At 72.7% G+C, this 22,524-nt stretch carries 23 protein-coding genes; 12 read left to right on the forward strand and 11 right to left on the reverse strand.

What is annotated here, in order from left to right:
• Window positions 1–3 precede the first annotated feature (3 nt).
• Entirely contained in the window at window positions 4–879 is an 876-nt protein-coding gene (locus AB0B55_RS14250) for a PhzF family phenazine biosynthesis protein (RefSeq protein WP_357124405.1), read from the reverse strand.
• A 33-nt stretch (window positions 880–912) separates the two neighbouring features.
• On the opposite strand from AB0B55_RS14250, the gene AB0B55_RS14255 reads away from it, so the two are divergent.
• The 3 genes from AB0B55_RS14255 to AB0B55_RS14265 all read left to right on the forward strand — a co-directional run bounded on the left by AB0B55_RS14255 (window position 913) and on the right by AB0B55_RS14265 (window position 4,025).
• Window positions 913–2,199, forward strand: coding sequence for a CBS domain-containing protein (locus AB0B55_RS14255; RefSeq protein ID WP_357124402.1), 1,287 nt, complete (start codon window positions 913–915; stop codon window positions 2,197–2,199).
• Window positions 2,192–2,800, forward strand: a complete 609-nt coding sequence (locus tag AB0B55_RS14260) for a DUF1003 domain-containing protein (RefSeq protein ID WP_357171870.1) — start codon at window positions 2,192–2,194, stop codon at window positions 2,798–2,800. Before AB0B55_RS14255 ends, AB0B55_RS14260 begins: the two co-directional genes overlap by 8 nt.
• Window positions 2,801–2,876: 76 nt before the next feature.
• Entirely contained in the window at window positions 2,877–4,025 is a 1,149-nt protein-coding gene (locus tag AB0B55_RS14265) for an Mrp/NBP35 family ATP-binding protein (RefSeq protein ID WP_357171871.1), read from the forward strand.
• A gap of 198 nt (window positions 4,026–4,223) precedes the next feature.
• Here AB0B55_RS14265 and AB0B55_RS14270 read toward each other — a convergent pair whose 3' ends face one another.
• Window positions 4,224–4,646 carry a preprotein translocase subunit TatB gene (locus tag AB0B55_RS14270; RefSeq protein ID WP_357124392.1) on the reverse strand — a complete coding sequence of 141 codons (423 nt, stop codon included), beginning with the start codon at window positions 4,644–4,646 and terminating at the stop codon, window positions 4,224–4,226.
• 76 nt (window positions 4,647–4,722) lie between these two features.
• Window positions 4,723–6,114, reverse strand: coding sequence for a trypsin-like peptidase domain-containing protein (locus AB0B55_RS14275; protein WP_357171872.1), 1,392 nt, complete (start codon window positions 6,112–6,114; stop codon window positions 4,723–4,725).
• Window positions 6,115–6,413: 299 nt separating this feature from the next.
• On the opposite strand from AB0B55_RS14275, the gene AB0B55_RS14280 reads away from it, so the two are divergent.
• The gene (locus tag AB0B55_RS14280; RefSeq protein WP_357124389.1) at window positions 6,414–7,001 is read left to right on the forward strand and encodes an O-methyltransferase; all 588 of its coding nucleotides are present in this window, start codon (window positions 6,414–6,416) and stop codon (window positions 6,999–7,001) included.
• Window positions 7,002–7,004: 3 nt separating this feature from the next.
• Here AB0B55_RS14280 and AB0B55_RS14285 read toward each other — a convergent pair whose 3' ends face one another.
• Both AB0B55_RS14285 and AB0B55_RS14290 read right to left on the reverse strand, forming a co-directional pair.
• Complete coding sequence (locus AB0B55_RS14285) at window positions 7,005–8,480, reverse strand: leucyl aminopeptidase family protein (protein ID WP_357171873.1); 1,476 nt, start codon at window positions 8,478–8,480, stop codon at window positions 7,005–7,007.
• Between the two features lie 146 nt (window positions 8,481–8,626).
• Window positions 8,627–8,794 (reverse strand): DUF3117 domain-containing protein, encoded by a 168-nt coding sequence (locus AB0B55_RS14290; protein ID WP_007455245.1) that lies wholly within the window; start codon window positions 8,792–8,794, stop codon window positions 8,627–8,629.
• A gap of 190 nt (window positions 8,795–8,984) precedes the next feature.
• On the opposite strand from AB0B55_RS14290, the gene AB0B55_RS14295 reads away from it, so the two are divergent.
• From AB0B55_RS14295 to AB0B55_RS14310, 4 genes are read left to right on the forward strand one after another with little or no spacing between them, the layout of a single operon-like run.
• On the forward strand, window positions 8,985–9,803 hold the full coding sequence (locus tag AB0B55_RS14295; RefSeq protein ID WP_355049029.1) for a PaaX family transcriptional regulator C-terminal domain-containing protein: 819 nt from the start codon (window positions 8,985–8,987) through the stop codon (window positions 9,801–9,803).
• Between the two features lie 4 nt (window positions 9,804–9,807).
• Window positions 9,808–10,599, forward strand: coding sequence for an enoyl-CoA hydratase-related protein (locus AB0B55_RS14300; protein WP_357124383.1), 792 nt, complete (start codon window positions 9,808–9,810; stop codon window positions 10,597–10,599).
• A 59-nt stretch (window positions 10,600–10,658) separates the two neighbouring features.
• Window positions 10,659–11,957 (forward strand): DUF1800 domain-containing protein, encoded by a 1,299-nt coding sequence (locus AB0B55_RS14305; protein ID WP_357124380.1) that lies wholly within the window; start codon window positions 10,659–10,661, stop codon window positions 11,955–11,957.
• Between the two features lie 18 nt (window positions 11,958–11,975).
• Window positions 11,976–13,223 (forward strand): DUF1501 domain-containing protein, encoded by a 1,248-nt coding sequence (locus tag AB0B55_RS14310; protein WP_357124377.1) that lies wholly within the window; start codon window positions 11,976–11,978, stop codon window positions 13,221–13,223.
• Here the strand turns inward: AB0B55_RS14310 and AB0B55_RS14315 are convergent.
• Genes AB0B55_RS14315 through AB0B55_RS14330 form a run of 4 tightly spaced genes read right to left on the reverse strand, consistent with a single transcriptional unit; the run spans window position 13,220 to window position 15,643 of the window.
• Window positions 13,220–13,843 (reverse strand): hypothetical protein, encoded by a 624-nt coding sequence (locus AB0B55_RS14315; RefSeq protein WP_357124374.1) that lies wholly within the window; start codon window positions 13,841–13,843, stop codon window positions 13,220–13,222. The genes AB0B55_RS14310 and AB0B55_RS14315 overlap by 4 nt on opposite strands.
• 13 nt (window positions 13,844–13,856) lie before the next feature.
• The gene (locus AB0B55_RS14320; protein WP_357124371.1) at window positions 13,857–14,438 is read right to left on the reverse strand and encodes a DNA-3-methyladenine glycosylase I; all 582 of its coding nucleotides are present in this window, start codon (window positions 14,436–14,438) and stop codon (window positions 13,857–13,859) included.
• A 57-nt stretch (window positions 14,439–14,495) separates the two neighbouring features.
• Entirely contained in the window at window positions 14,496–14,993 is a 498-nt protein-coding gene (locus tag AB0B55_RS14325; protein WP_357124368.1) for an SRPBCC family protein, read from the reverse strand.
• Complete coding sequence (locus AB0B55_RS14330; RefSeq protein ID WP_357171874.1) at window positions 14,990–15,643, reverse strand: DivIVA domain-containing protein; 654 nt, start codon at window positions 15,641–15,643, stop codon at window positions 14,990–14,992. The genes AB0B55_RS14325 and AB0B55_RS14330 overlap by 4 nt, the downstream gene beginning before the upstream one ends.
• A gap of 153 nt (window positions 15,644–15,796) precedes the next feature.
• Between AB0B55_RS14330 and folP the strand changes: the two genes are divergently transcribed.
• Window positions 15,797–16,666 carry a dihydropteroate synthase gene (folP, locus tag AB0B55_RS14335; RefSeq protein WP_357171875.1) on the forward strand — a complete coding sequence of 290 codons (870 nt, stop codon included), beginning with the start codon at window positions 15,797–15,799 and terminating at the stop codon, window positions 16,664–16,666.
• A 26-nt stretch (window positions 16,667–16,692) separates the two neighbouring features.
• On the opposite strand, the gene ndhC is transcribed toward folP, so the two are convergent.
• Window positions 16,693–17,070: an NADH-quinone oxidoreductase subunit A gene (gene ndhC / locus AB0B55_RS14340; protein ID WP_357124358.1), complete on the reverse strand. Its 378-nt coding sequence runs from the start codon at window positions 17,068–17,070 to the stop codon at window positions 16,693–16,695.
• A gap of 128 nt (window positions 17,071–17,198) precedes the next feature.
• Here ndhC and AB0B55_RS14345 point away from each other — a divergent pair, with 128 nt between their 5' ends.
• From AB0B55_RS14345 to AB0B55_RS14355, 3 genes are all read left to right on the forward strand, one after another.
• Window positions 17,199–18,638 (forward strand): hypothetical protein, encoded by a 1,440-nt coding sequence (locus AB0B55_RS14345; protein WP_357171876.1) that lies wholly within the window; start codon window positions 17,199–17,201, stop codon window positions 18,636–18,638.
• A 224-nt stretch (window positions 18,639–18,862) separates the two neighbouring features.
• Window positions 18,863–20,710 (forward strand): 2-oxoacid:acceptor oxidoreductase subunit alpha, encoded by a 1,848-nt coding sequence (locus AB0B55_RS14350; RefSeq protein ID WP_357124352.1) that lies wholly within the window; start codon window positions 18,863–18,865, stop codon window positions 20,708–20,710.
• Window positions 20,703–21,737, forward strand: a complete 1,035-nt coding sequence (locus AB0B55_RS14355) for a 2-oxoacid:ferredoxin oxidoreductase subunit beta (RefSeq protein ID WP_357124349.1) — start codon at window positions 20,703–20,705, stop codon at window positions 21,735–21,737. Before AB0B55_RS14350 ends, AB0B55_RS14355 begins: the two co-directional genes overlap by 8 nt.
• Before the next feature lie 69 nt (window positions 21,738–21,806).
• On the opposite strand, the gene AB0B55_RS14360 is transcribed toward AB0B55_RS14355, so the two are convergent.
• Window positions 21,807–22,451 carry an NAD(P)H-dependent oxidoreductase gene (locus AB0B55_RS14360; protein ID WP_357124345.1) on the reverse strand — a complete coding sequence of 215 codons (645 nt, stop codon included), beginning with the start codon at window positions 22,449–22,451 and terminating at the stop codon, window positions 21,807–21,809.
• Window positions 22,452–22,524: the final 73 nt, after the last annotated feature.

The following is a 22,524-nucleotide window of genomic DNA, read 5'->3' on the forward strand; positions in this document are numbered from 1 at the left end:
CGCTCAGCCCACGAACGGCGGCACGGCGATCTCGCCCCGGGCCACCGGCATCACCTGGCCGGCGACGGTCGCGCCGACCGCCACGCCGTTCGCCGCGGTCACCGTGCAGCCCAGCGCGGACGGGCGGCCCATCTCCACGCCCTGGCGCACCGAATAGTGCGACAGCCCGTCCGCCGGCAGTAGCCCGCTGGCCACCAGCCAGACGCCCAACCCGAGGGCCGCCGAACCGGTCGCCGGGTCCTCCGGGACGCCGATCCCCGGCACGAAGACCCGAGCGTGCGCGGTTTGCGTGGCGACGTCCCAGGAGAAGACGCTGACGTGCGCCACCCCCAACCGTTCCGCCGCCGCCGGGTTCACCCGCGCCCGGGCCACCGCGTCCGGGTGGACCGGCAGGTAGGGGAACTCCAGCCCGCAGCCGGCCACCCGGGGAGCGGGCCCGGCCGGGTCGTGGTCGTCCGCGCCCAGACCGGCGATCTCCAGCAGCGGCTCCGGGTCCAACTCGGGGCCGAGGGTGGGAACGCCTCCGGTGAGCGTCGCCCCGGACGACGTCACCTCGATCGGCAGCACGCCGGCCCCGCACTCCTGGGTGATCTGCCCCACACCGAACATCCCCCGCCGGCTCGCGGTGACCGCCGCGCCGACGCTCGGGTGCCCGGCGAACGGCAACTCCTCGACCGGCGTGAAGATGCGGGCCCGGTAGGTGGCGCCGACCTGCGTCGGTGGCAGCACGAACACCGTCTCGGAGAGGTTGAACTCCAGCGCGAGCGCCTGCATCTGCTCGGTGGCCAGCGCCTCCGCGCCGAACACCACGGCCAGCGGATTGCCGGCGAACGGGCGGTCGGTGAAGACGTCCACGATCTCGTAGGCCAAGGTCGACATGTTGATAAACACTAGGCGCTTAGGCTGGTGCCCGTGAGTACGCCGACCCGGGTCTACATCGCCCGCCTCGCCGGAGTCGCCGTCTTCGATCCGAACGGCGACCAGGTGGGCCGGGTCCGTGACGCCGTGGGACGGCTCCGGGCGACCACGCGTCCCCCCGAGGTGGTGGGTCTGGTCGCCGAGATGCCCATGCGTCGGCGCATCTTCCTCTCCATCAACCGCATCACGTCGATCGACGCGGACGCGGTGGTGCTCGGCTCCGGCACGCTCAACCTGCGACGCTTCGAGAAGCGCCCGAACGAGCTGCTGGTGCTCCAGGAGCTGCTCGACCGGCGCGTACAGCTCGACCCGGGCGGCCAGCCCGGCGCGGTGGTGGACGTCGCCATGGAGTGCACCAGGGGTGGCGAGTGGTCGCTGACCCGGGTCGCGGTCCGCGAGCAGACCGGCCGGCTCAGCCGCCGCGGCCACCTGCACCAGGTCGAGTGGGACCGGGTGCGCGGCCTCAGCGGCATCGCCGACAACCGGGGTACGGCGAACCTGCTCGCCGTCCTGGAGGACATGCGCCCCGCCGACCTCGCCAACGCCCTGCAGGACCTGCCGGACGCCCGACGCAACGAGGTGGCCGCCGCGTTGAACGACGAGCGGCTGGCCGACGTGCTCAGCGAGCTACCGGAGCACGACCAGGTGGAGATCCTCGCCGCGCTGGACCGGGAACGGGCCGCCGACGTGCTGGAGGAGATGGACCCGGACGACGCCGCCGACCTGCTCAACGAGCTGCCCCCACCGGAGCAGGACGTCCTGCTGGACCTCATGGAGCCGGACGAGGCGGACCCGGTACGCCAGCTCTTGAAGTACACGCCGGGCACGGCGGGCAGCGTGATGACCTCGGAGCCGGTCATCCTGCCGCCGGACGCCACCGTCGCCGAGGCGCTGGCGCGGATCCGTGAGCCGCAGCTCTCCCCCGCGGTCGCCGCGCAGGTCTTCGTGACCCGGGCCCCGCAGAACACGCCGACCGGCCGCTACCTGGGCATGGTGCACTTCCAGGCGTTGCTGCGCGAACCGCCGGCCGACCTGTTGGGCAAGGTGGTGGTCAACGACATCGACCCGTTGCGTCCCACCACCCCACTGCCGGAGATCACCCGCCGCATGGCCACCTACGACCTGGTCGCCATGCCGGTGATCGACCGGAACAGCCGGCTGGTCGGGGCCGTCACGGTCGACGACGTCCTGGACCACTCGCTGCCCCGGGACTGGCGTGACCGGGACGCCGTGAGCGCCCCGGGCACCACCGACGCGGTACCGGACGGCGACGGTGGCTGAGCAGCGGCGCACGGAGCGGCTCGACCAGCCCCGCGAGCCCCGGGGCATCACCCTCCCCCGGTTCGACGCGGAAGCGTTCGGCCGCTGGTCGGAGGGGATCGCGCGGGGCATGGGCACCGCTAACTTCATCGTCGTCATGACGGTGGTGATCGCGATCTGGTTCGGCTGGAACACCCTCGCCCCGGCCGGGTTGCGCTTCGACCCGTACACCTTCACGTTCCTCACGCTGGTGCTGTCGTTGCAGGCCAGCTACGCCGCGCCGCTGATCCTGCTGGCCCAGAACCGGCAGGCCGACCGGGACCGGCTGGCCCTGGAGGAGGACCGGCGGCGGGCCACGGCGCAGAAGGCGGACACCGAGTACCTGGCCCGGGAGATCGCCGCACTGCGGATCGCGCTCGGCGAGGTGGCCACCCGGGACTTCCTCCGCTCCGAGCTGACCCGGCTGGCCGAGGAGCTGGACGAGGCGGGGCAGCGCCGGCAACGCCTGGAGCGCCGGCAGCAGGAGAAGGGCAGCCAGCGGTCGACCGACCTTCCCGGGCTGGACGAGCCGCGCGACGACCTGGACGGCGACTACGCCCGCGACGCCCGGCCCGAACGCTGACGACGGCTCATCGTTTGGCTCACACCACCCTCGGCCAGCAGTCGGCCGGGATGCCCCGCGACGTAGCATTGCGGGCATGTCAGCACCCGTGAGCACCGTCGAGGACGCGATCCAGGCCGCGCTGGCCACCGTCAACGACCCGGAGATCCGCCGGCCCATCACCGAGCTGGGCATGGTCCGCTCCGCCACGATCGGCGCGGACGGCGTCGTCCGGGTCGAGCTGCTGCTCACCGTCGCCGGCTGCCCGCTCAAGGACAAGCTGCGCACCGACATCACCGCCGCGGTGGCGGCGGTGCCGGGCGTGGCCGGCGTGGAGATCGACTTTGGCGTGATGAGCCCCGAGCAGCGGCAGTCGCTACAGGCGCAGTTGCGCGGCGGCGGTGCGAGCGAGGAGCCGGTCATCCCGTTCGCCCAGCCCGGCTCGCGCACCCGCGTGTACGCGGTGGCCAGCGGCAAGGGCGGTGTCGGCAAGTCCAGCGTGACGGTCAACCTGGCGGCGGCGCTCGCCGCCCGGGGGCTCTCCGTGGGCGTGGTGGACGCCGACATCTACGGTCACTCGGTGCCCCGCATGCTCGGCGCGGACGGCCGGCCCACCCGCGTCGAAGACATGATCATGCCGCCGCAGTCGCACGGTGTGAAGGTGATCTCGATCGGCATGTTCACCTCGGGCAACGCGGCCGTGGTGTGGCGCGGCCCGATGCTGCACCGGGCGTTGCAGCAGTTCCTCGCCGACGTCTACTGGGGCGACCTGGACGTGCTCCTGCTCGACCTGCCGCCGGGCACCGGCGACGTGGCCATCTCGCTGGCCCAGCTCCTGCCCAACTCGGAGATCCTGATCGTCACCACCCCGCAGACCGCCGCCGCCGAGGTGGCGGAGCGGGCCGGGGCGATCGCCCTGCAGACCCACCAGCGGGTCGTCGGCGTGATCGAGAACATGTCCTGGCTGGAGCTGCCGGACGGATCCCGCATGGAGATCTTCGGGGCCGGTGGCGGCACGGCGGTCGCCGAGTCGCTGAGCCGGACGATCGGCGCCCAGGTGCCGCTGCTGGGCCAGATCCCGCTGGACACCCGGGTCCGCGAGGCCGGCGACGCCGGTAACCCGATCGTGCTGGCCGCGCCGGAGTCCCCGGCCGCGCAGGCGCTCGGCGGCGTCGCCGACCGGCTCGCGCTGCGCCGTGAGTCGCTGCTCGGCAAGCCGCTCGGCCTCAAGCCCGCCGGGCGCTGACCGGTTCTGCCGCGCGCCGGGCGCTGAGCGGGTTATGCCGCGCCAGCGCTCGGCCTCCGGCGGGGCGCCATGATCAACTCGGGTTTCGGGAAGTCGGGCTGTCCCGCGCCGGTTGATCGGCCGCTTTCCTTGAGACCGAGTCGATCAAGGCCGCGCTTCTGCCCGCCGCGACGGGACCCGCACCGGCGGGCACCGGGCTCAGGTCGCGTCGTCGTAGCTGACCCGGGGCGCCGGCGTCGAGGGCGTACCGGTGGTGGTGCCGGGTCGCGTGCCGTTCGAGCGCAGGTCCGCGGCGTTGGCCACGTCCTTCAGCTCGTTGTGCACACCGTCGACGTCCGCGCGCAGGTTGTCGTAGACGCCCTGTAGCGGCTTGCGGATCGCCGCCTCGTCCTCCTCGCTGAGGAGGTGCTTGCGGATGAAGGCCTTCGGGTGCAGGTCTTCGAGCTGGATGTCGGTGCCCAGCTCACGACTGAGGTCGCCGGTGGCGTTGCGGGCCATGTTCCGCAGGTTACGGACCAGCCGTAGGCCGTCGTTGATCACGGCAGGTAACCGGTCACCGAAGATCAACAGCGCCAGAAGCAGCAGCGCCCCGACTTCCCACATGTTCAGGTTCTCGAACATCCCGTGGGCCTCCTCTCGGCGTCAGCAGCAAGACTACGCACGTCGGGCGGCTTTCCGGCAGGGGGTGACCCGCTGTTCACTTGGCATCCGCGGCGAGGGTCACCGACGTGTTCCGTCGTGCGGTTCCCCGCCGGAACTCGACGGTCACCACCGACCCCGGCGCGAACTTGCGGACCAGGGCGATCAGGTCGGTCGGCTCGGTCATCGGCCGGCCGTCGAGCTTCAGGATCACGTCGCCGACCTTGAGCCCGGCCCCGGCCGCCGGCCCGGAGGGCTCCACGGCGGCCAGTCGTACGCCGCCGCCCGCACCCGCGCCCGGGCCGCCGACCTGGGCGCCGATGACCGTACGCCGGGCCTTGCCGGTGCCGATGATCTCCTGGGTGACCCGCTTGGCCTGGTTGATCGGGATGGCGAAGGCGAGACCGATGTTGCCGGCCTCCTGCCCGTCGGCCACCAGCGACTTGATGGTGGAGTTGACGCCCACCACCCGGCCGGCGCCGTCGACGAGCGGGCCCCCCGAGTTGCCGTGGTTGACGGCGGCGTCGGTCTGGATCGCCGCGTAGTAGCGCACCGGGCCGCCCGGCTCACCGGCCTGCATCGTCCGGTCCAGGGCGCTCACGATGCCGGCGGTGACCGTGTTGGCCAGCGACAGGGGTGAGCCCACGGCGAGGACCGGGTCACCGACGGCCAGCGCGTCGGAATCCCCGAACTCCACCGGCCGCAGACCCGTCCGGTTCACCTTGATCACCGCGATGTCGGACTCCGGGTCCTGGCCGACCACGGTCGCCGCAGCGGAACTGCCGTCGTTGAAGACCACCGAGGCCTTGCCGCTGCTGCCGGCCACCACGTGGTCGTTGGTGATCACGTGCCCGTCGGCGCTGGCGATGAACCCCGAGCCCTCGCTGGTCCCGCCGAGGCTGCTGACCCGGATGGTGACCACGCTGGGCAGCACACGTTCGGCGACCCCGGCCAGCGACTCCGGCTTGCGCTGGGCCAACGCCGGTGGATCCGCGGCCGCCGCACCGAGCACCGTGCCGGCCGCGCCGCCACGCACCGCGAACGCGTAGCCCAGCGCGCCGCCGAGGGTGCCGGCCAGCAGAGCGGTGATCACCGGGATGAGCAGCAGGTGTCGCAGCGTCGGTCGGCCGGGCGCGTCCGGGTCGGTGACCGGCTCCGGCTCGGTGCCGGAAGGCACCACCGAAGGCACCACGACCGCGGTGGGGGCCGCCGGGTCACGCCACGGATCGCCGAGCGCGTCGGACCACCACGGCGACGCGCCAGCGGTGGGGGGCGGCGGATTCGGGTACGACCCGGTCGGGGCCCCGGCCGTGGTTGCGGTGTCGGCGGCCGAGGGCGCGGTGCCGCTCCCCGGCGTGGCCGGCGGCCCCTCCGGCGGGGCTCCTGCCCCCGGCGGGCGCGCCGGAGCCGGAGTCTCACCGTCCCGGCGCCATTCCCAGCCGTCGGTCACGTCGGTGCCTCCCAGTCCGTCCCCCGGATCCCGTGCGGCCTCGCCCGGCCACGGTTCGGCGCGGTCGAGACTGACGGAATACCGCTTCCAGGATTGCACGGATGCGCGCGGTGGAGTCAGCGGTTGCCTCCGGTGATCGCGGTGAGGACGGAGGCGCGGCTGCGCCTCGCGCCGGTCGCCTCTACGCTCACAGTGCCAACCCGCCCCCCGCACCACGCGCCGCCCGGAGGTGCCCCATCGCCACGGTCGCCGGTTCCGGCAGTTCGACGACCCAGGCTCAGCAGTTCGCCGAGTCGTACGTGACCGAGGATCTCGTGCTCCGCACCGCCCGCAGCCTGGCCCACGAGGTGGGTCTCGACGCGGTCACACCCGGAGCGGGGGCGGCGTTGCGGCTGCTGGCCGCCGCGGGCAACGCCCGCGCGGTCGTGGAGATCGGCACCGGTACGGGCGTGAGCGGCGTCTGGCTGCTGCGCGGCATGCGTGCCGACGGTGTGCTCACCACCATCGACCTGGAGGTGGAGCACCAGCGGATGGCACGACGGATCTTCACCGAGGCGGGCTTCGCCACCGGCCGTACCCGCATCATCACCGGCCGCGCGTTGGACGTGCTGCCCCGACTGGCCGACGGCGCGTACGACCTCGTCTTCGTCGATGCCGAGGCCACCGGGTTCCACGCCTTCGTGGAGGCGGCGCTACGGCTACTGCGCCCGGGCGGGGTGCTCGCGCTCAACGGGATGCTGGCCGGCGGCCGGATCGCTGACCCGGCCGCCCGGGACGCGGGGACGGTGACGGTCCGCGAGACGATCAAGGCGTTGCGGGAGTCGGAGCACTGGATCCCCGCGCTGCTCCCGGTCGGCCACGGGGTGCTCGCCGCGGTGAAGTGCTGACCGTCAGTCGACGGCGGCCAGCCAGCGCAGCAGCGAGCGGACACCCCAGCCCGTCGCGCCCCGGCTCAACTCCGCGTGGTCGCCGTCCGCCCAGGACGGGGCGGACATGTCCAGGTGCAGCCAACGGTCCCGCAGGTCGCCGGTGAACTCGCGGAGGTAGAGCGCCGCCGTGACCGATCCGGCGCCCTGGGTGGGCGCGCTGTAGAGGTCGGCGATCTCGCTGCCCAGGTACTCGACGTAGTCGCCGTGCAGCGGCATCCGCCAGGCCGCCTCGCCAGCCGCCTCGATCGCGTTCAGCACGTCGGCGGCCAGGTCGTCGTTCTCGCTGTAGAGGGCGGCGGTCCGCTTGCCCAGCGCCACGGCGTTGGCGCCGGTGAGGGTGGCGAGGTCGACGAGCAGGTCGGGCTTGAGCTGCCGCACCGCGTAGGCGAGCGCGTCGGCGAGGACCAGTCGGCCCTCGGCGTCGGAGTTGGTCGTCTCGCTGGTCGTCCCGCCGTAGTGCCGGATGACGTCGCCCGGACGGAACGCCGAGCCGCTGACCATGTTCTCGGCGAGCGGGGCCAGGGTGGTGACGCGGACCGGCAGGCGCATCGCCGCCGCGCCGAGGGTGGCGGCGACGACCGCCGCCGCGCCGGCCATGTCCTTGCGCATCAGCTTCATGGCGGGCACCGGCTTGATCGAGATGCCGCCGGTGTCGAAGGTGATGCCCTTGCCGATCAGCACCACGTGGGTACGCGCGTTCGCGGGGTGCCAGTCCATCTCCAGCAGACGCGGGCCGCTGGCCGAGCCGCCGCCCACGGCGAGGATCCCGCCGAAGCCCTCGGCGGCCAACTCGGCCGGACCACGGACCGTCAGGCGCAGGTCCGGCAGGTCGGCGGAGGCGGCGGCCGCCTGGTCGGCGAACCACTGCGGGGTCTTCACCGAGGAGGGCATGTTGGTCAGGTCGCGCGCGAGACGGGTCATCGCGGCGGTGGTCCGCGCGGTGGCGACCGTTTCCTCGTGGGCCGCCGGGTCGGTGACCAGCAGGTCGACGCCGTCGAGCGCGGGCGGCTCGTCGGCGTCGGTCAGCCGGAACCGGTACGAGGCGAGCAGCAGCCCCTCGGTCAGCCCGCGCACGGCGGCCGCAGTCACCCCGGCCGGCAGAGCGATAGTGATATGCGTCTCATCTGACGCAGAGCGGGCCAGGGCCGCGCCGGCCGTCCGCCAGGAGGATTCCCCGCCGTCGCCGATACCGAGCAGCACCAGCTGACCGGGGTCGCGCCCGGGACGCAGCTGCGTGCTGATCTCGCCGGCCCGTCCGCTCAGTCGGGCGGCCGGCACCAGCGCGGCCGCCTCGTCGGCGGTGCCGTCCGGCGGCGTCACCGCGGTCGGCGCCGGCTCCGCCGAGACGTCACCTCCCGCCGCCGGCTCGGTGGGGCGTACGGGCAGGACGAGGACGTCGAGCCGTTCGGGCTCGGCGAGCGGACGGATGGCGAGCACGCGGAACCGCACCTCCAGGAAGTTTCACAAAGTGGATCGGGCCATGCCCGCGCACAGATATGAAGACCCTGAGCCACCGGCGCTCCCGGTGGCTCAGGGTCCAAGAAACGCTCCGACCGGCGTACGCCGTCCGGGTCGTCCCTCACTCAGCCGGCGGCTGCCTTCAACGCGTCACCGAGCGCGTTGGCCTCGTCGGGAGTCATCTCGACGACGAGCCGGCCACCGCCCTCCAGCGGGACACGCATGACGATGCCCCGACCCTCCTTGGTGACTTCCAGCGGACCGTCGCCCGTCCGCGGCTTCATCGCCGCCATGTTGTCTCCCCTCAGACCTACACCAGGGTCGGTGGGTTGCCCCACAGCCACTTCGTCACGACCACCCGCAACGCTCGCGGGGGTGTCGACAGACGATTTTCCCTGATGAACACCGCCGGACCCAAACCGGAGCAGCATTGATGTAACAGCATCTAGCTTATCTTGAGAAGGCCTGTCACAATGTGCGGTCATGCAGGCACGGTCGGCACTCTTCGACCTGTACGGCGACCATCTCCGACCGAGGGGTGGCCGCGCACCGGTCGCCGCCCTGGTCAAGCTACTGGCGCCGTTGGGAATCGCGCCGCCCGCCGTTCGCACCGCCGTGTCCCGGATGGTGCGTCAAGGCTGGCTCGACCCGCTCCGGCTGGCCTCCGGACCGGGATATTCGATCACACCAAAAGCCGCCCGACGACTCGACGAGGCGGCGGCCCGGATCTACCGGACCGGCCGGGTCACCTGGGACGGCCGGTTCGATCTGCTCGTCCTCGACGCGCCGGGCTCCCGGCGGGACCGGCAACGACTCGCCGCTACCCTCAGCTTTCTCGGCTACGGCACCCTCGACGAGCAGACCTGGGTCGCGACCCGCCCCGCCGAGGACGTCGACCTGCTGCTGGCCGAGGCCGGCATCCGGTTCGAACGGTTCACCGCATCGCACTTCTCCGGCACCCCGGGCGCGATGGGCGTCGTCCGTCGCGCGTGGGACCTGGCCGAGATCGGCCGCGCGTACGAGCGGTTCGTCGCCGACCAGCGCCCGCTCCTGAGCGCGGTCACCGTGCGCAGCAGCGACGAGGAGGCGTACGCGGTCCGGTTCCGGCTCGTGCACGCGTGGCGTACCTTCCTGTTCCGGGACCCGCAGCTGCCCCCGGCGCTGCTGCCCGAGCGCTGGCCCGGCACCGCCGCGGCCAGCTTCTTCGACCGGCACGCGGCCCGCCTGCGTCCAGCCGCCGACCGGTACGTCGAGCAGTGCCTCGACGCCGGCAACCGCATCGTTCGACAGAAGGGTCGTTAGACACGTGACCGAGCCGTTGCTCGTCGACCGGACCGACGCCGTCGTCACCCTCACGCTGAACCGGCCGCAGGCGATGAACGCGTTCGACGTCGCGCTGAAGGAGGCGCTGCGGGACACCCTGGCGGAGCTGGAGACCGACCGGTCCTGCCGGGCGGTCGTGCTGGCCGGGGCGGGCGGTTCGTTCAGCGCCGGGCAGGACCTGCGCGAGCACACCTCGACGCTCGAGAACGGCTCGGCCGACCCGCTGGGCACCGTCCGGGTGCACTACAACCCGATCGCCGCCCGGCTGGCCAACCTGCCCAAGCCGGTGGTGGCCGCCGTACGCGGGATGGCCGCCGGGGCGGGCGCGTCGCTGGCCTTCCTGGCCGACATCCGCATCGGCGGGCCGAGCACCAGCTTCCTGATGGCCTTCGCCAAGGTCGGTCTGGCGGCCGACACCGGCGCGTCCTGGACGCTGCCCCGGCTGGTCGGCCACGCCAAGGCGGTGGAGCTGCTGATGCTGGCCGAACCGGTCCGCGCCGAGGAGGCCTGCCGGCTCGGGCTGCTCACCCGGCTGATGGACGACGATGAGCAGGTGCTGCCGGCCGCGCAGGAGCTGGCCGCCCGGCTCGCCGCCGGCCCCACCGTCGCGTACGGGGCGATCAAGCGGCAGCTCTCGATCGCCGACGCCGGCACCCTCGCCGACGCGCTCTCGGCCGAGGCCCAGGCCCAGGCGATCTGCGGCGCCACGGCCGACCACAAGGCGGCCACCCTCGCGTTCGTCGCCAAGCAGAAACCGGTCTTCGAGGGACACTGAACGCGATTCGCACCCCGCCCTTACCGTCCTCGTACGCGGGCCGCCTAGCGTCGGCTTCCATGAGCGATCGTGAAGCGGTGGCGCACCTGCTGCGTCGGGCCACCTTCGGGCCGACCGCCGACGAGGTGGACGCGGCCGAGCGGGCCGGGCCGGCGGCGACCCTGGACAACCTGCTCGCCCCGGGGCGAGCCGACCGGGGCGCGGCGGCCACGCCACCGCCGGCCCTGCCCGCCGACCCGTACGCGGCGCTGACCAAGGAGTCCACCCGCGAGCAGCGGCAGAAGGCCAACGCCCAGCGCAAGGAGCAACTTGCGCAGGTGACCCTGTGGTGGCTGGACCGGATGGTCGCCGCCGAGGACGGGCTCACCGAGAAACTGCTCTTCTTCTGGCACGGGCACTGGGCGACCAGCGCCCAGAAGGTCAAGTCGGCGCGGATGATGCAGGGCCAGTTGGAGACGCTGCGCCGGCACGGGCGCGGGCCGTTGGCCCCCCTGGTCGCCGCGATGGTGCGCGACCCGGCGCTGATCATCTGGCTGGACGGGCAGAAGAACACCCGTAAGGCGCCGAACGAGAACCTGGCGCGCGAACTGATGGAGCTTTTCACCCTCGGCATCGGCGGCTACACCGAGGCCGACGTGAAGGCCGGCGCGCGGGCGTTGACCGGCTGGACGGTCGACCGCCGTACCGGGGTGGCCCGCTTCGAGGCCAAACGACACGACCCCGGGGAGAAGACGATCCTCGGACAGAACGGCCGCTTCGACGCCGAGGCGTACGCCGGGCTGCTGGCCGCCCAGCCGGCGGCGGCGACGTTCGTGGCCCGGCGGCTCTGGTTCCGCTACGCCGGCACCGACGTCCCGACGCCGGACGGCCTGGCGGGCGCGGACACCGTCGCCACCCTGCGGGCGCTGTTCTCGTCACCGGCCTTCGCCCAGACCCGCGGCACGCTGGTGAAGCAGCCCGTGGAGTGGACGGTCGGCGCGCTGCGACAGCTCGGCATCCGCCCCAAGGAACTGCCCGAGCAGCAGCGCAAGCAACTGCTGAGCGGGTTGAGCGCCCTGGACCAGGTGCCGCTGCGACCGCCCAGCGTGGGTGGCTGGCCGGCCGGCCCCGCCTGGCTGACCACCTCGTCGCTACAGGGCCGACTCCGACTGGCCGGCATGCTCGCCGCCGCGGCCCGTCCCGCGCTGCTGGACCGGCTGACCGCCGCGCCCACCGCCGGACGGGCGGACGCCCTGGCCCGGCTACTCGTCGTCGACGGATGGAGCGCCCGTACCCGGGCCGCCCTGACCCCGCTGGCCGGCGAACCTCGAAAACTACTGGCTGCCGGCCTGGTCAGCCCCGAGTACACCGTCAGCTGAGCGGAAGGAGTCGAGAAGATGGACACCCTGACCCGACGCAGGTTCCTGCTCACCAGCGGGGTGGTCGGCGCGGGCGCGTTGGCCGCCGGCGCGGGCGCGTACAGCCTGCGGGACCTGCTGGACACCGCCGGAGACCGCGACCCGCAGTCACAGACACTGGTGCTGGTGACCCTCTACGGCGGCAACGACGGCCTGAACACCGTCATCCCGTACGGCGACCCGGCCTACCGGGCAGCCCGCCCCGAGCTGGCGTACCCCGACAACGAGGTGCGTCGCCTCGACGACGACTTCGCCCTCAACCCGGCGCTGGAGGGCCTGCACAAACGCTGGTCCACCGGTGGACTCGCGATCGTGCGCGGAATCGGCTACCCGAAGCCGGACCGCAGCCACTTCCGGTCGATGGACATCTGGCACACCGCGCAACCGGACCGGCCCGGCACCACCGGCTGGCTCGGCCGCTGGCTCGACCGGGCGGGCGGCGACCCCCGACTGGCGGTCTCCTTCGAGCCGGCGCTGCCGCCGCTGCTCGCCGGGGAGCGCAGCGCGGGCGCAGCCGTCCCGGTGACCGACCGCAAGGCCGCCAAGGGGCTGTCGGCGGACACGCTGAAGGCGTTCGCCGCCGCCGAGGCGGGCGAGTCGCCGGCCCGCGCCCGGGCCGCCGCCTGCTTCGCCGACATGCGCTCGGTGGACGAGATGATCCGCGAGGTCCGCGACTCCGCCGACCCGGACACGACGGACCCGGACGGCGACCAGGCGCCGGCCACCGCCACCGGAGGGGCCGGTACGCCCCTGGACGCGCAACTCGACCTGGTCGCGCAGTGTGTGGAGGCCGGGGTGTCCACCCGGGCATTCTCGGTCTCGCTCGGCGGCTTCGACACGCACGCCGACGAGAAGCAGTTGCAGGCCGTGCTGCTGGGTCAGCTCGACCGGGCGTTGACCAGGTTCGCCGACCGGATGAGCCGCACCGAGGCGGGCCGCAAGGTGGTGGTGGCCGTCTACTCCGAGTTCGGCCGCCGGGTCCGGGCCAACGCCTCGGACGGCACCGACCACGGCACCGCGTCCGACATGCTGCTGCTCGGCGCGGGAGTGCGCGGCGGCTGGCACGGGGACGCGCCCAGCCTCACCGACCTCGACGACGGGGACCTGAAGTACACCACCGACTTCCGGGACGTCTACGCCACGCTGCTGGAACGGGTGCTGGACACCGACCCGGGCCCGGTGCTCGCCGACTGGCGGGGACGCCTCGACAAGTTGTTCCAGGCCTAATCGTCCTCTTCCGGGTCCTGGTTGGCCTCCGCGCCGAGCACGAACGCCTGCATGGCCAGCTCGTCGCCGGACGGTGCGACGAAGGCGGGCAGCTCACGCGGCCCCAACTCCTGCACGTACGACCAGAACAGGCGTACCGCCTCGGCGGGCGTGCCGGCCTCGATCGGCAGGTCCAGGCTGACCAGCCAGGTACGCCGCGCCGGGGGCGGGCCGAGCTGGTCGGCCAGCGCCCGGAAGGTCGCCGGATCCAGTGCGGTGACCGGCCCGTCGAGGGTGAGCAGGTCGGCCGGCACCGGCTCGTCGAAGGCCCGCCGGGTGTACGTCACGACGAGCGTCTCCGGCTCGACCGGGGACTGCGGGTCGTCCGGGTCCTCACGGTGCCGCTGCGTCGGCGCGGCGACCCGACCCAGGGCCACCAGGCGCGGCGGCGCGTCGGCCAGCACCGCCACCCGGTCGCCGGGGCCCGGCCGCCCCGCGTCGGTCAGGCCGGTCAGCTTCAGCGAGTCGTGGTGCACGAGCCGCTCGGCCTCGTAACGCTCGGCGGGCAGCAGCACGGCCCAGGTGCCCGGCCCGTCGGCGTGGCCGGCCCCGTCGGCCCGGTACGCGGTCTCGGTCGTCATGCCTGTCATCCCATCACGGGCGGGTGTCGAGGGTGACGTGACAGCCGACGATGTGATCGTCGACCATCCCGGTGGCCTGCATGAGGGCGTACGCGGTGGTGGGGCCGACGAACCGGAAGCCGCGCTTCTTGAGTGCCTTGGCCATCGCCGTCGACTCGGCGGTGATCGGCGCCAGCTCGGCGAACGAGGCGGGACGGGCCGGCCGGCGCTCCGGCGCGAACGACCAGAGCAGCGCGGACAGCCCGTCGGGCAGGTCGAGGGCGGCGCGGGCGTTGGCGATCGCCGCCTCGATCTTGGCCCGGTTGCGGACGATGCCGGCGTCGGCGAGCAGCCGGGTCACGTCCGTGTCGTCGTAGCCGGCGACGGTGGGAATGTGGAACTCGTCGAAGGCCAGCCGGAAATTGGGCCGCTTGCGCAGGATGGTCAGCCACGACAGGCCGGACTGGAACGCCTCCAGGGTCATCCGCTCATAGAGCGCGTCGTCGCCGTGCAGCGGCCGACCCCACTCGGTGTCGTGGTAGACGGCATAGTCCGGGGTGCTCGCCCCCCAGGCGCAGCGGGCCAGCCCGTCGGCGCCGATCACCAGGTCACTCACGTCGCACACGCTAGGCCATCGCACCGACAGCCCGTGCTCAACCGGTCGATGACGCCGTCAGGGCAGGCGGCCCTGCTCGACCAGCCGCGCGAACCTCTTGAGCGCCTGGGTGAGGCCCAGCTTGGAACCGGGCCAGAGCACCGGCCACGCGAGCCGGCCGGCCGCGCCGCCGGGCAGGTGGAACCACTCGTGCCAGACGACCTGAGTACGGGCCTGCCCGAGTTCGGTGCAGCGCAGGACACCCGGGCCGCGCAGCACCTGGCCGTGGTGCACCACGCCGATCTCGTACGGCTCGTCCACCCGGACCACCAGCATCTCGTCGCGCAGTGTCGCCCGGCCGAGCGCGGTCACCGCCTCGATCCGGCTGCCCTCGCGCCCGTCGCCCTCGACGACCCGGACCCGGGTGAACGGGATCCAGTCGGACTGCCGTTCCCAGGCGAGCAGCGCGGCGAAGACGCGGGATGCCGGCGCGTTGACGATGACCGTGGCGGTCACCTCACCGGCGCCCGGTTGGGCCGCCTCCCGGAGAGCATCGGCGCCCTCCGGGCCGGTCACGCCGACTCCGACCGGACCACCGCGCCCTGCTGTCCGGCGCCCCGGGCGGCCCCGGGCGCGGCGTCGTCGGCGGGCGTGCGGATGCTCGCCTCGTCGGTCGCCGGGGCGACACCGTCGGCGTCCACAGCCGAAGACGTGGCCGGGGCGACACCGTCGGCATCCACAGCCGAAGACGTGGCCGGGGCGACACCGTCGGCATCCACCGCCGAATCGGTCGCCGGTGCCACGCCGTCCGCGTCGGCCGCCGAGGAGGTGGCCGCGGGCTCCGCTGCCGTGGCGTCGGGCGCCGCACCGGCGGACTGCTCCCGCGCCCGGCGCAGCACGTCCGCGTCGTCGGTCCGGCCCTCGCGCAACGCGATGACCTCCGCCTCCAACACGCCGATCAGTTCGGACTTGTAGCCGATGTCGTAGGCGGCGCGGCGCATCGCCTGGTCGACCTGTGCCATCCGGTAGCCACGCAGACCGGTGTCGAAACGGACCGCGCCGACGTCGGATTCGCGCAGCGGCCGGGTGCCCGGCAGCGGTACGGCCTGCGAATCCGGTTCCGTCGGAGCGAGACCGGGATCGCGCCCGCCGACCAGCACCGTCACGCCGAAAACCACCGCCGCGACGGTCAACGCCACGACCAGGAGGAGCAGAAGCTGACCCATGCACTGATCGTGGCACGACAGCCCGCCGGTAGCGACCCCACCACCCCGATCACCCATCGACGCCCACGCCCGCCCCACGCGTGCCCGCACGCACCGGCTAGCGTCGGTGGCGGCCGGAGCAGCGGCGACGGCGCGCAGGAGGCGGGAGGCGGCATGGCCGGGGCACTTCGGCTTGGTTCGCGGACGTTCGCGCCGGGTGAGCTGGTGGTGATGGCCATCGTCAACCGCACACCGGACTCGTTCTTCGACCGGGGCGCCACCTTCGCCGCGGACAGCGCGCTCCGGGCGGTCGAACGGGCGGTCGACGAGGGCGCCGAGATCATCGACATCGGCGGGGTCAAGGCCGGTCCGGGTAGCGAGGTGGACGTGACCGAGGAGATCCGACGCACGGTGGACACCATCGCCGCCGTACGGTCCGCGTTCCCGGAGGTGGTGATCTCCATCGACACCTGGCGCGCCGAGGTGGCGACGGAGGCCGTGGCGGCCGGCGCGGACCTGCTCAACGACACCTGGTCGGGCGTCGACCCGGCGCTCGCCCGGGTCGCGGCGAGCACGGGCGCCGGGCTGGTCTGCTCGCACGCCGGCGGCCTGACCCCCCGGACCAGGCCGCACCGCGCCGCCTTCGACGACGTGGTCACCGACGTGGTCGCGACGGTGACCGGGCTCGCCGAGCGCGCGGTGGCGGAGGGGGTACGCCCCGACGGGATCCTCATCGACCCGGCGCACGACTTCGGCAAGAACACCCGCCACTCGTTGGAGATCACCCGTCGGCTGGGCGAGCTGACCGTCACCGGCTGGCCGGTGCTCGTGGCGCTCTCCAACAAGGACTTCATCGGCGAGACGCTCGACCTTCCGGTGGGCGAGCGCCTGGAGGGCACGCTCGCCGCGACGGCGGTCTCCGCCTGGCTGGGCGCCCGCGTGTTCCGGGCCCACCAGGTCGGGCCGACGCGCCGAGTGCTGGACATGGTGGCCTCGATCCGCGGCGACCGCCCACCCACAGCCACCAGAAGAGCCCTGGCCTAACTCCCCACCCGGGATGGGGTGGGGGGTTAGGTCCAGCGGAGGATGTTTCTGCGCCAGGCGTAGAGGAGGCCGAGGGCGAGCACCGCCACGAAGAGCGCCATCTCCACCACCGTGACCACGCCGAAGCCGGGTCGGTCGAAGACCACCGCCCACGGGAACAGGAACACCGCCTCGACCGCGAACAGCACGTAGAGGTACGCGTAGACGTAGTAGCGGATCTGCATCTGCGCCCAGTCCCCGCCGACCGGGTCGAGCCCACACTCGTAGCTGGCCCGCTTGCCGAACGGGTCGGCCGGGCGGGCGGGACGTAACACCCGGTTGGCCGAGAACGCCGTCACAAAGAACAGGACGCTGACGAGCAGCAAGAGCCCGAGCGTCGCGTACGAGCCCAGGTAACCGGTCACGCCCGGAGCCTACCGCCCGCCCCGGAGAGACCGTCCCCAACACGTTACGGATTTGTTTCCAGGTGGGACTAGTGCACCGGGGCAACTATTAAGAGTATTGGATTCCCACCCCCGCAACCGGAGGACAGATGGCCCGCGTGAAGGTTTCGCCCGATCGCTGGGCCGCAGGGCGGCATCCCACCCCCCTGCTGGCAACGTCGCTCGCGCTCGGGCTGCTCGCGGCGCTGGCCGTCGCACCGGCCCTCGCCAGCGCGGCGGCGCCGCGCGCCCATCCGGTCACCGCCGTGACGGAGTCGGCGCCCGATCCCGACCCGGACCCGGAGACCACTGGGCCGCAGGAACCCATTCCGACCGAAGATCCGGGCGGCGATCCCGCGCCGACCGACCCGGCCCCGCCGACCACCGCAGCACCACCGGAGACCACACCGCCGGCGCCCCCGCCGACCACCGCTCCTGGGCCACCGGTCACCAGCGCTCCCGCCCCGGGCGGCGCCACCCATCCGCCGACGGCCGGGCCGCCCGCACCCCCGGTCCCACCGGTCAACCCGCCGGCGCCGGGCGGCACGCAGGCGCCGCCGTCGAGCCCTCTCGGCGTACAGGTGACCACCGAGGACGTCTCCCTCTCGGAGTCGTACTGGAACGCGCCCAGCACGACCACCACGCTGCGCGTCACCGTGGCCAACACCGGCACGGCCACGCAGCGGGTCCGGCTGTCGTACACCCTGCCGGCCGGGCTGAGTGACGCCGGCACGAACGGGTGCGTCGACGAGGGTGGCGGCGCGTACCGCTGCGGGGCGTGGACGACCGAGGCGGGCACCCGGTTCAGCAGCCTGATCCGGCTGCGGGTCGCCGGCGACGCCTGGGAGCGGATGCCACTCAGCGGCTCGGTACGGGTCGTCGCGGACGTGCCGGGGACACCCGGCGAGGTGGCCGACGACCAGGGCTTCGCGGTGCTGTTCCCGCCCGGTCCGCCGGTGCCCGGGATCTCGCTGGCCGCCGACGAGGTCGCGTTCGACATCAGTGGCGCGCAGAGCACCCTCGCGGTGCGGCTGGGCAACACCGGCACGGTGGACGCCACCGGGCTGGTGGAGGTGGTCCTGCCGTCCGGGGTGAGCGCGCCCGCCCCACCGCCGGGTTGCGTGGCTCTCGACGCGTCCCGTACCCGGTGCGACGCCGGTCTGCTGTCCGCCGGCGAGACCCGTGAGCTGCGACTACCGGTGGAGGCGACTCCGCAGGCCCAGCGGGAGGCGCCGTTGTCCGGGGCCGTGGTCGGTCAACTCGACCCGCGCAACGGCGCGACCCGGCGGTTGCAGATGAGTTTCCGGATCACCGCGGCGGCGGCGCTGGCCACGCCGGTAGTCTCGCCGCCCGCGCCGACCGGCTCCCAGGGCGTACTGCCGGCAGGCGCCACCACCGACGACAGCATGTCCTCGGTCCAGCGCACCGCGGTCATCCTGGTCGCGGTCTCCGCGCTGCTGGTGGTGCTGGCTCTCACGCTGGCCACCACCTCGTTGCGGCGCCGGCTCGGCGGACAGGTGAGCGAGCCCCCGGCCCCGCCCACCGACTGATCGATCGACGACCCTGGCCGCCACCGGCCGGGGTCGTCCCGGGCCGGCGGACGGTGATCTGAATTACGGCGGGCGGGGCGAAACCCCACATTCCACGGCAATTTCGGCGTTGATCCGGTCTCAGTCGGCGGACCTCCGGGCAGGCCCGGGGGTCCCTTCGACGTAGGCTCTGGGTGGGGAACGACAGCGCTTGCGAGCCCGCAGTCGCGAACGAAGGTGGCACAGTGACCAAGCAGATCCGTCAACTCGACCGGGTGGTCATCCGGTTCGCCGGCGACTCCGGCGACGGCATGCAGTTGACCGGCGACCGGTTCACCTCGGAGACGGCGCAGCTCGGCAACGACATCTCCACGCTGCCGAACTTCCCCGCCGAGATCCGGGCTCCCGCCGGCACCCTGCCGGGCGTGTCGAGCTTCCAGGTGCACTTCGCCGACTACGACATCCTCACGCCGGGCGACGCGCCCAACGTGCTGGTGGCGATGAACCCGGCGGCGCTCAAGGCCAACCTGGCCGATCTGCCGCGCGGCGCGGACATCATCGTCAACACCGACGAGTTCACCAAGCGCAACCTGGCCAAGGTCGGTTACCAGAGCAGCCCACTCGACGACGACTCGCTGGCCGGCTACGTCGTCCACCCGGTGGCGCTGACGTCGATGACGGTCGGCGCGCTGGCCGAACACCAGGTGTCCAAGAAGGACGCCGAACGGTCCAAGAACATGTTCGCCCTCGGCCTGCTCTCGTGGATGTACTCCCGGCCGTACGAGTCGACCCTGCGCTTCCTGGAGCGCAAGTTCGCGTCCCGCCCCGAGCTGGTCGCCGCGAACGTCGCCGCCTTCAAGGCCGGCTGGAACTTCGGCGAGACCACCGAGGACTTCGCGGTCCGCTACGAGGTCAAGCCGGCGAAGATGCATCCGGGCACCTACCGCAACATCACCGGCAACGCGGCGCTGTCGCTGGGGCTGGTCGCCGCCGGGGTCCGCTCGGGCCTGCCGGTCTTCCTCGGCGCGTACCCGATCACGCCGGCGTCGGACATCCTGCACGAGCTGAGCAAGCACAAGCGCTTCGGCGTGCTGACCATGCAGGCCGAGGACGAGATCGCCGCGGTCGGCGCGGCGCTGGGCGCCTCCTACGGCGGGTCGCTCGGTGTGACCACCACGAGCGGCCCGGGTGTGGCGCTCAAGAGCGAGACGATCTCCCTCGCGGTGGCGCTGGAGCTGCCGTTGGTGATCGTGGACGTGCAGCGGGCCGGCCCGTCGACCGGCATGCCGACCAAGACCGAGCAGGCCGACCTGAACATGGCGCTGTACGGCCGGCACGGCGAGGCGCCCGTCGCGGTGATCGCGCCGAAGTCGCCATCGGACTGTTTCTTCGCGGCGTTGGAGGCGGCCCGGATCGCGCTGACGTACCGCACGCCGGTGATCCTGCTGTCGGACAACTACGTGGCGAACGGCTCCGAGCCGTGGCTGCTGCCCGACGTCGAGTCGCTGCCCGACCTGCGGGTCGACTTCGCCACCGCGCCCAACGGTGACGACGGCACCACCTTCCTGCCGTACCTGCGCGATCCGGAGACCCTGGCCCGCCCGTGGGCCATCCCCGGCACGCCGGGCCTGGAGCACCGGATCGGTGGGCTGGAGAAGGCCGACAAGACCGGCGACATCTCGTACGACCCGGCGAACCACGACTTCATGGTCCGCACCCGGGCCGCCCGCATCGAGACGATCCCGGTGCCGGACATCGAGGTGGAGGACCCGGACGGCGACGCCCGCGTGCTGGTGCTCGGCTGGGGTTCGACGTACGGGCCGATCGGGGCGGCCTGCCGTGGCGTCCGCCAGCGCGGCCTGTCCATCGCCCAGGCGCACCTGCGGCACCTGGCCCCGATGCCGGCGAACCTCGGCGAGGTGCTTCGCTCCTACGACAAGGTGGTCATCCCGGAGATGAACCTGGGCCAGCTCGCCCACGTCATCCGGGCCCGCTACCTGGTCGACGCGATCAGCTACAACCAGGTCCGCGGCCTGCCGTTCACGGCCGCCGAGCTGGAGACGACGCTGGAAGAGGTCCTGAAGAATGTCTGAGCCCGTCGCCCTCAAGCTCACCGCCAAGGACTTCAAGTCCGACCAGGAGGTGCGTTGGTGCCCCGGCTGCGGTGACTACGCCATCCTGGCGGCCATCCAGCAGTTCATGCCGGAGCTGAACATCCCCCGCGAGCGGACCGTGTTCGTCTCCGGGATCGGCTGTTCGTCGCGCTTCCCGTACTACATGAACACGTACGGGATGCACTCGATCCACGGCCGCGCGCCGGCGATCGCGACCGGCCTGTCGGTGTCCCGTCCGGACCTGTCGGTCTGGGTGGTCACGGGCGACGGCGACGCGCTGTCGATCGGCGGCAACCACCTGATCCACGCGCTGCGGCGCAACGTCAACCTCAAGATCCTGCTGTTCAACAACCGGATCTACGGGTTGACCAAGGGGCAGTACTCGCCCACGTCCGAGGTCGGCAAGATCACCAAGTCGACGCCGGCCGGGTCGGCGGACGCGCCGTTCAACCCGCTCTCGCTCGCTCTGGGTGCGGAGGCCAGCTTCGTCGGCCGCACGATCGACTCCGACCGCAAGCACCTCCAGTCGGTGCTGCGGGCCGCCGCCGAGCACCAGGGCTCGGCGTTCGTGGAGATCTACCAGAACTGCAACATCTTCAACGACGGGGCGTTCGAGCAGCTCAAGGACCCGTCCACCCGGGACGACTACCTGATCCGCCTGGAGCACGGCCAGCCGATCACCTTCGGGGCGGACGGTCGGTTCTGCGTGGTGCACCCGCCGGGCGCGTTCGGGCTGGAGGTCCGGGAGACCAACTCCGTACGCCCCGAGGAGATCGTCGTACACGACGCGACGGTGGCCGACCCGGCGTACGCGTTTGCGCTGTCCCGGCTGCCCGGTCTGGACCTGCGGAACACGCCGATCGGCGTGTTCCGCTCGGTGGACCGGCCGTCCTACGACAGCGTGGTGCAGGAGCAGTTGGCGACGGCGAGGGCGAAGGTCACCGAGACGCCCGAGCAGCAGCTCGCGGGCCTGCTGAGCGGTGGCGACACCTGGACGATCCTCTGACCCGTCGGACCTGAACGAGAGCGGCCGCCCCGATCCGGGGCGGCCGCTCTCGTTGTGCCGGGTGCCGTCTCAGCGCTGGGCCGAGGCCGGCGTCCACAGGTTGTCGATCTCCTTCTCGGCCGCGGTGCGGCTGGCCTCGTGCAGGGGGATCAGCTCGGCCATCGCCGGCACCGTGGGCGCCAGGGTCAGTTCCGTGCTGATGAAGCGCGGCTCCAGGCCGGTCATCGACAGACCGTGCGGGAGCCACTGCTCCGCGTGGTCCCAGCCGTGCCGCGGGGTGCCCTCGCCGTAGCCGCCGCCGCGCGTGGCCACCACCACGAACTCACGACCGCTGAGCAGGCCCTCCTGCGTGTCCGGGTCGTACGTGAGGCCGGCGACGATCAGGTGGTCGACCCAGGACTTGACGCTGCTGGGCGCGCCGTAGTTGTAGAGCGGCAGCCCGAGCAGGACCACGTCGGCCTGCTTCACCTCGTCGACGAGGCGCTGGCTGAGCTCCCACGACGCGCGCTGGGCGGGGGTGTGCTGGTCCGGCGGCGTCATTCGCGCCAGCCCACCGTCGGAGTCCAGGTGCGGCAGCGGCTCTGCGCCCAGGTCGCGGTAGGTCACGGTGCCGTCGGGGTGCGCCGCGCGCCAGGCCGTGGCGGCTCGGGCCGTGAGCTGCCGGCTGACCGACCAGTCGCCCCGGATGCTCGAATCGATATGCAGCAGGTTCATGATTCCTCCTCCAAGGATCGTCTGTGTTGCACCAACTATTTATAGCAGGCAGATGTTCCGTGGCGTCGGTAGA

The organism is Micromonospora sp. NPDC049107, from assembly GCF_040648595.1.
Lineage (GTDB): Bacteria > Actinomycetota > Actinomycetes > Mycobacteriales > Micromonosporaceae > Micromonospora.

Excerpts from the sequence above, each read along its gene's own strand:
- AB0B55_RS14250 (WP_357124405.1), bottom strand. The coding sequence starts at position 879 with ATGTCGACCTTGGCCTACGAGATCGTGGACGTCTTCACCGACCGCCCG.
- AB0B55_RS14265 (WP_357171871.1), top strand. The coding sequence starts at position 2,877 with ATGTCAGCACCCGTGAGCACCGTCGAGGACGCGATCCAGGCCGCGCTG.
- AB0B55_RS14270 (WP_357124392.1), bottom strand. The coding sequence starts at position 4,646 with ATGTTCGAGAACCTGAACATGTGGGAAGTCGGGGCGCTGCTGCTTCTG.
- AB0B55_RS14290 (WP_007455245.1), bottom strand. The coding sequence starts at position 8,794 with ATGGCGGCGATGAAGCCGCGGACGGGCGACGGTCCGCTGGAAGTCACC.
- AB0B55_RS14295 (WP_355049029.1), top strand. The coding sequence starts at position 8,985 with ATGCAGGCACGGTCGGCACTCTTCGACCTGTACGGCGACCATCTCCGA.
- AB0B55_RS14305 (WP_357124380.1), top strand. The coding sequence starts at position 10,659 with ATGAGCGATCGTGAAGCGGTGGCGCACCTGCTGCGTCGGGCCACCTTC.
- AB0B55_RS14310 (WP_357124377.1), top strand. The coding sequence starts at position 11,976 with ATGGACACCCTGACCCGACGCAGGTTCCTGCTCACCAGCGGGGTGGTC.
- AB0B55_RS14315 (WP_357124374.1), bottom strand. The coding sequence starts at position 13,843 with ATGACGACCGAGACCGCGTACCGGGCCGACGGGGCCGGCCACGCCGAC.
- AB0B55_RS14330 (WP_357171874.1), bottom strand. The coding sequence starts at position 15,643 with ATGGGTCAGCTTCTGCTCCTCCTGGTCGTGGCGTTGACCGTCGCGGCG.
- folP (WP_357171875.1), top strand. The coding sequence starts at position 15,797 with ATGGCCGGGGCACTTCGGCTTGGTTCGCGGACGTTCGCGCCGGGTGAG.
- AB0B55_RS14345 (WP_357171876.1), top strand. The coding sequence starts at position 17,199 with ATGGCCCGCGTGAAGGTTTCGCCCGATCGCTGGGCCGCAGGGCGGCAT.
- AB0B55_RS14355 (WP_357124349.1), top strand. The coding sequence starts at position 20,703 with ATGTCTGAGCCCGTCGCCCTCAAGCTCACCGCCAAGGACTTCAAGTCC.
- AB0B55_RS14360 (WP_357124345.1), bottom strand. The coding sequence starts at position 22,451 with ATGAACCTGCTGCATATCGATTCGAGCATCCGGGGCGACTGGTCGGTC.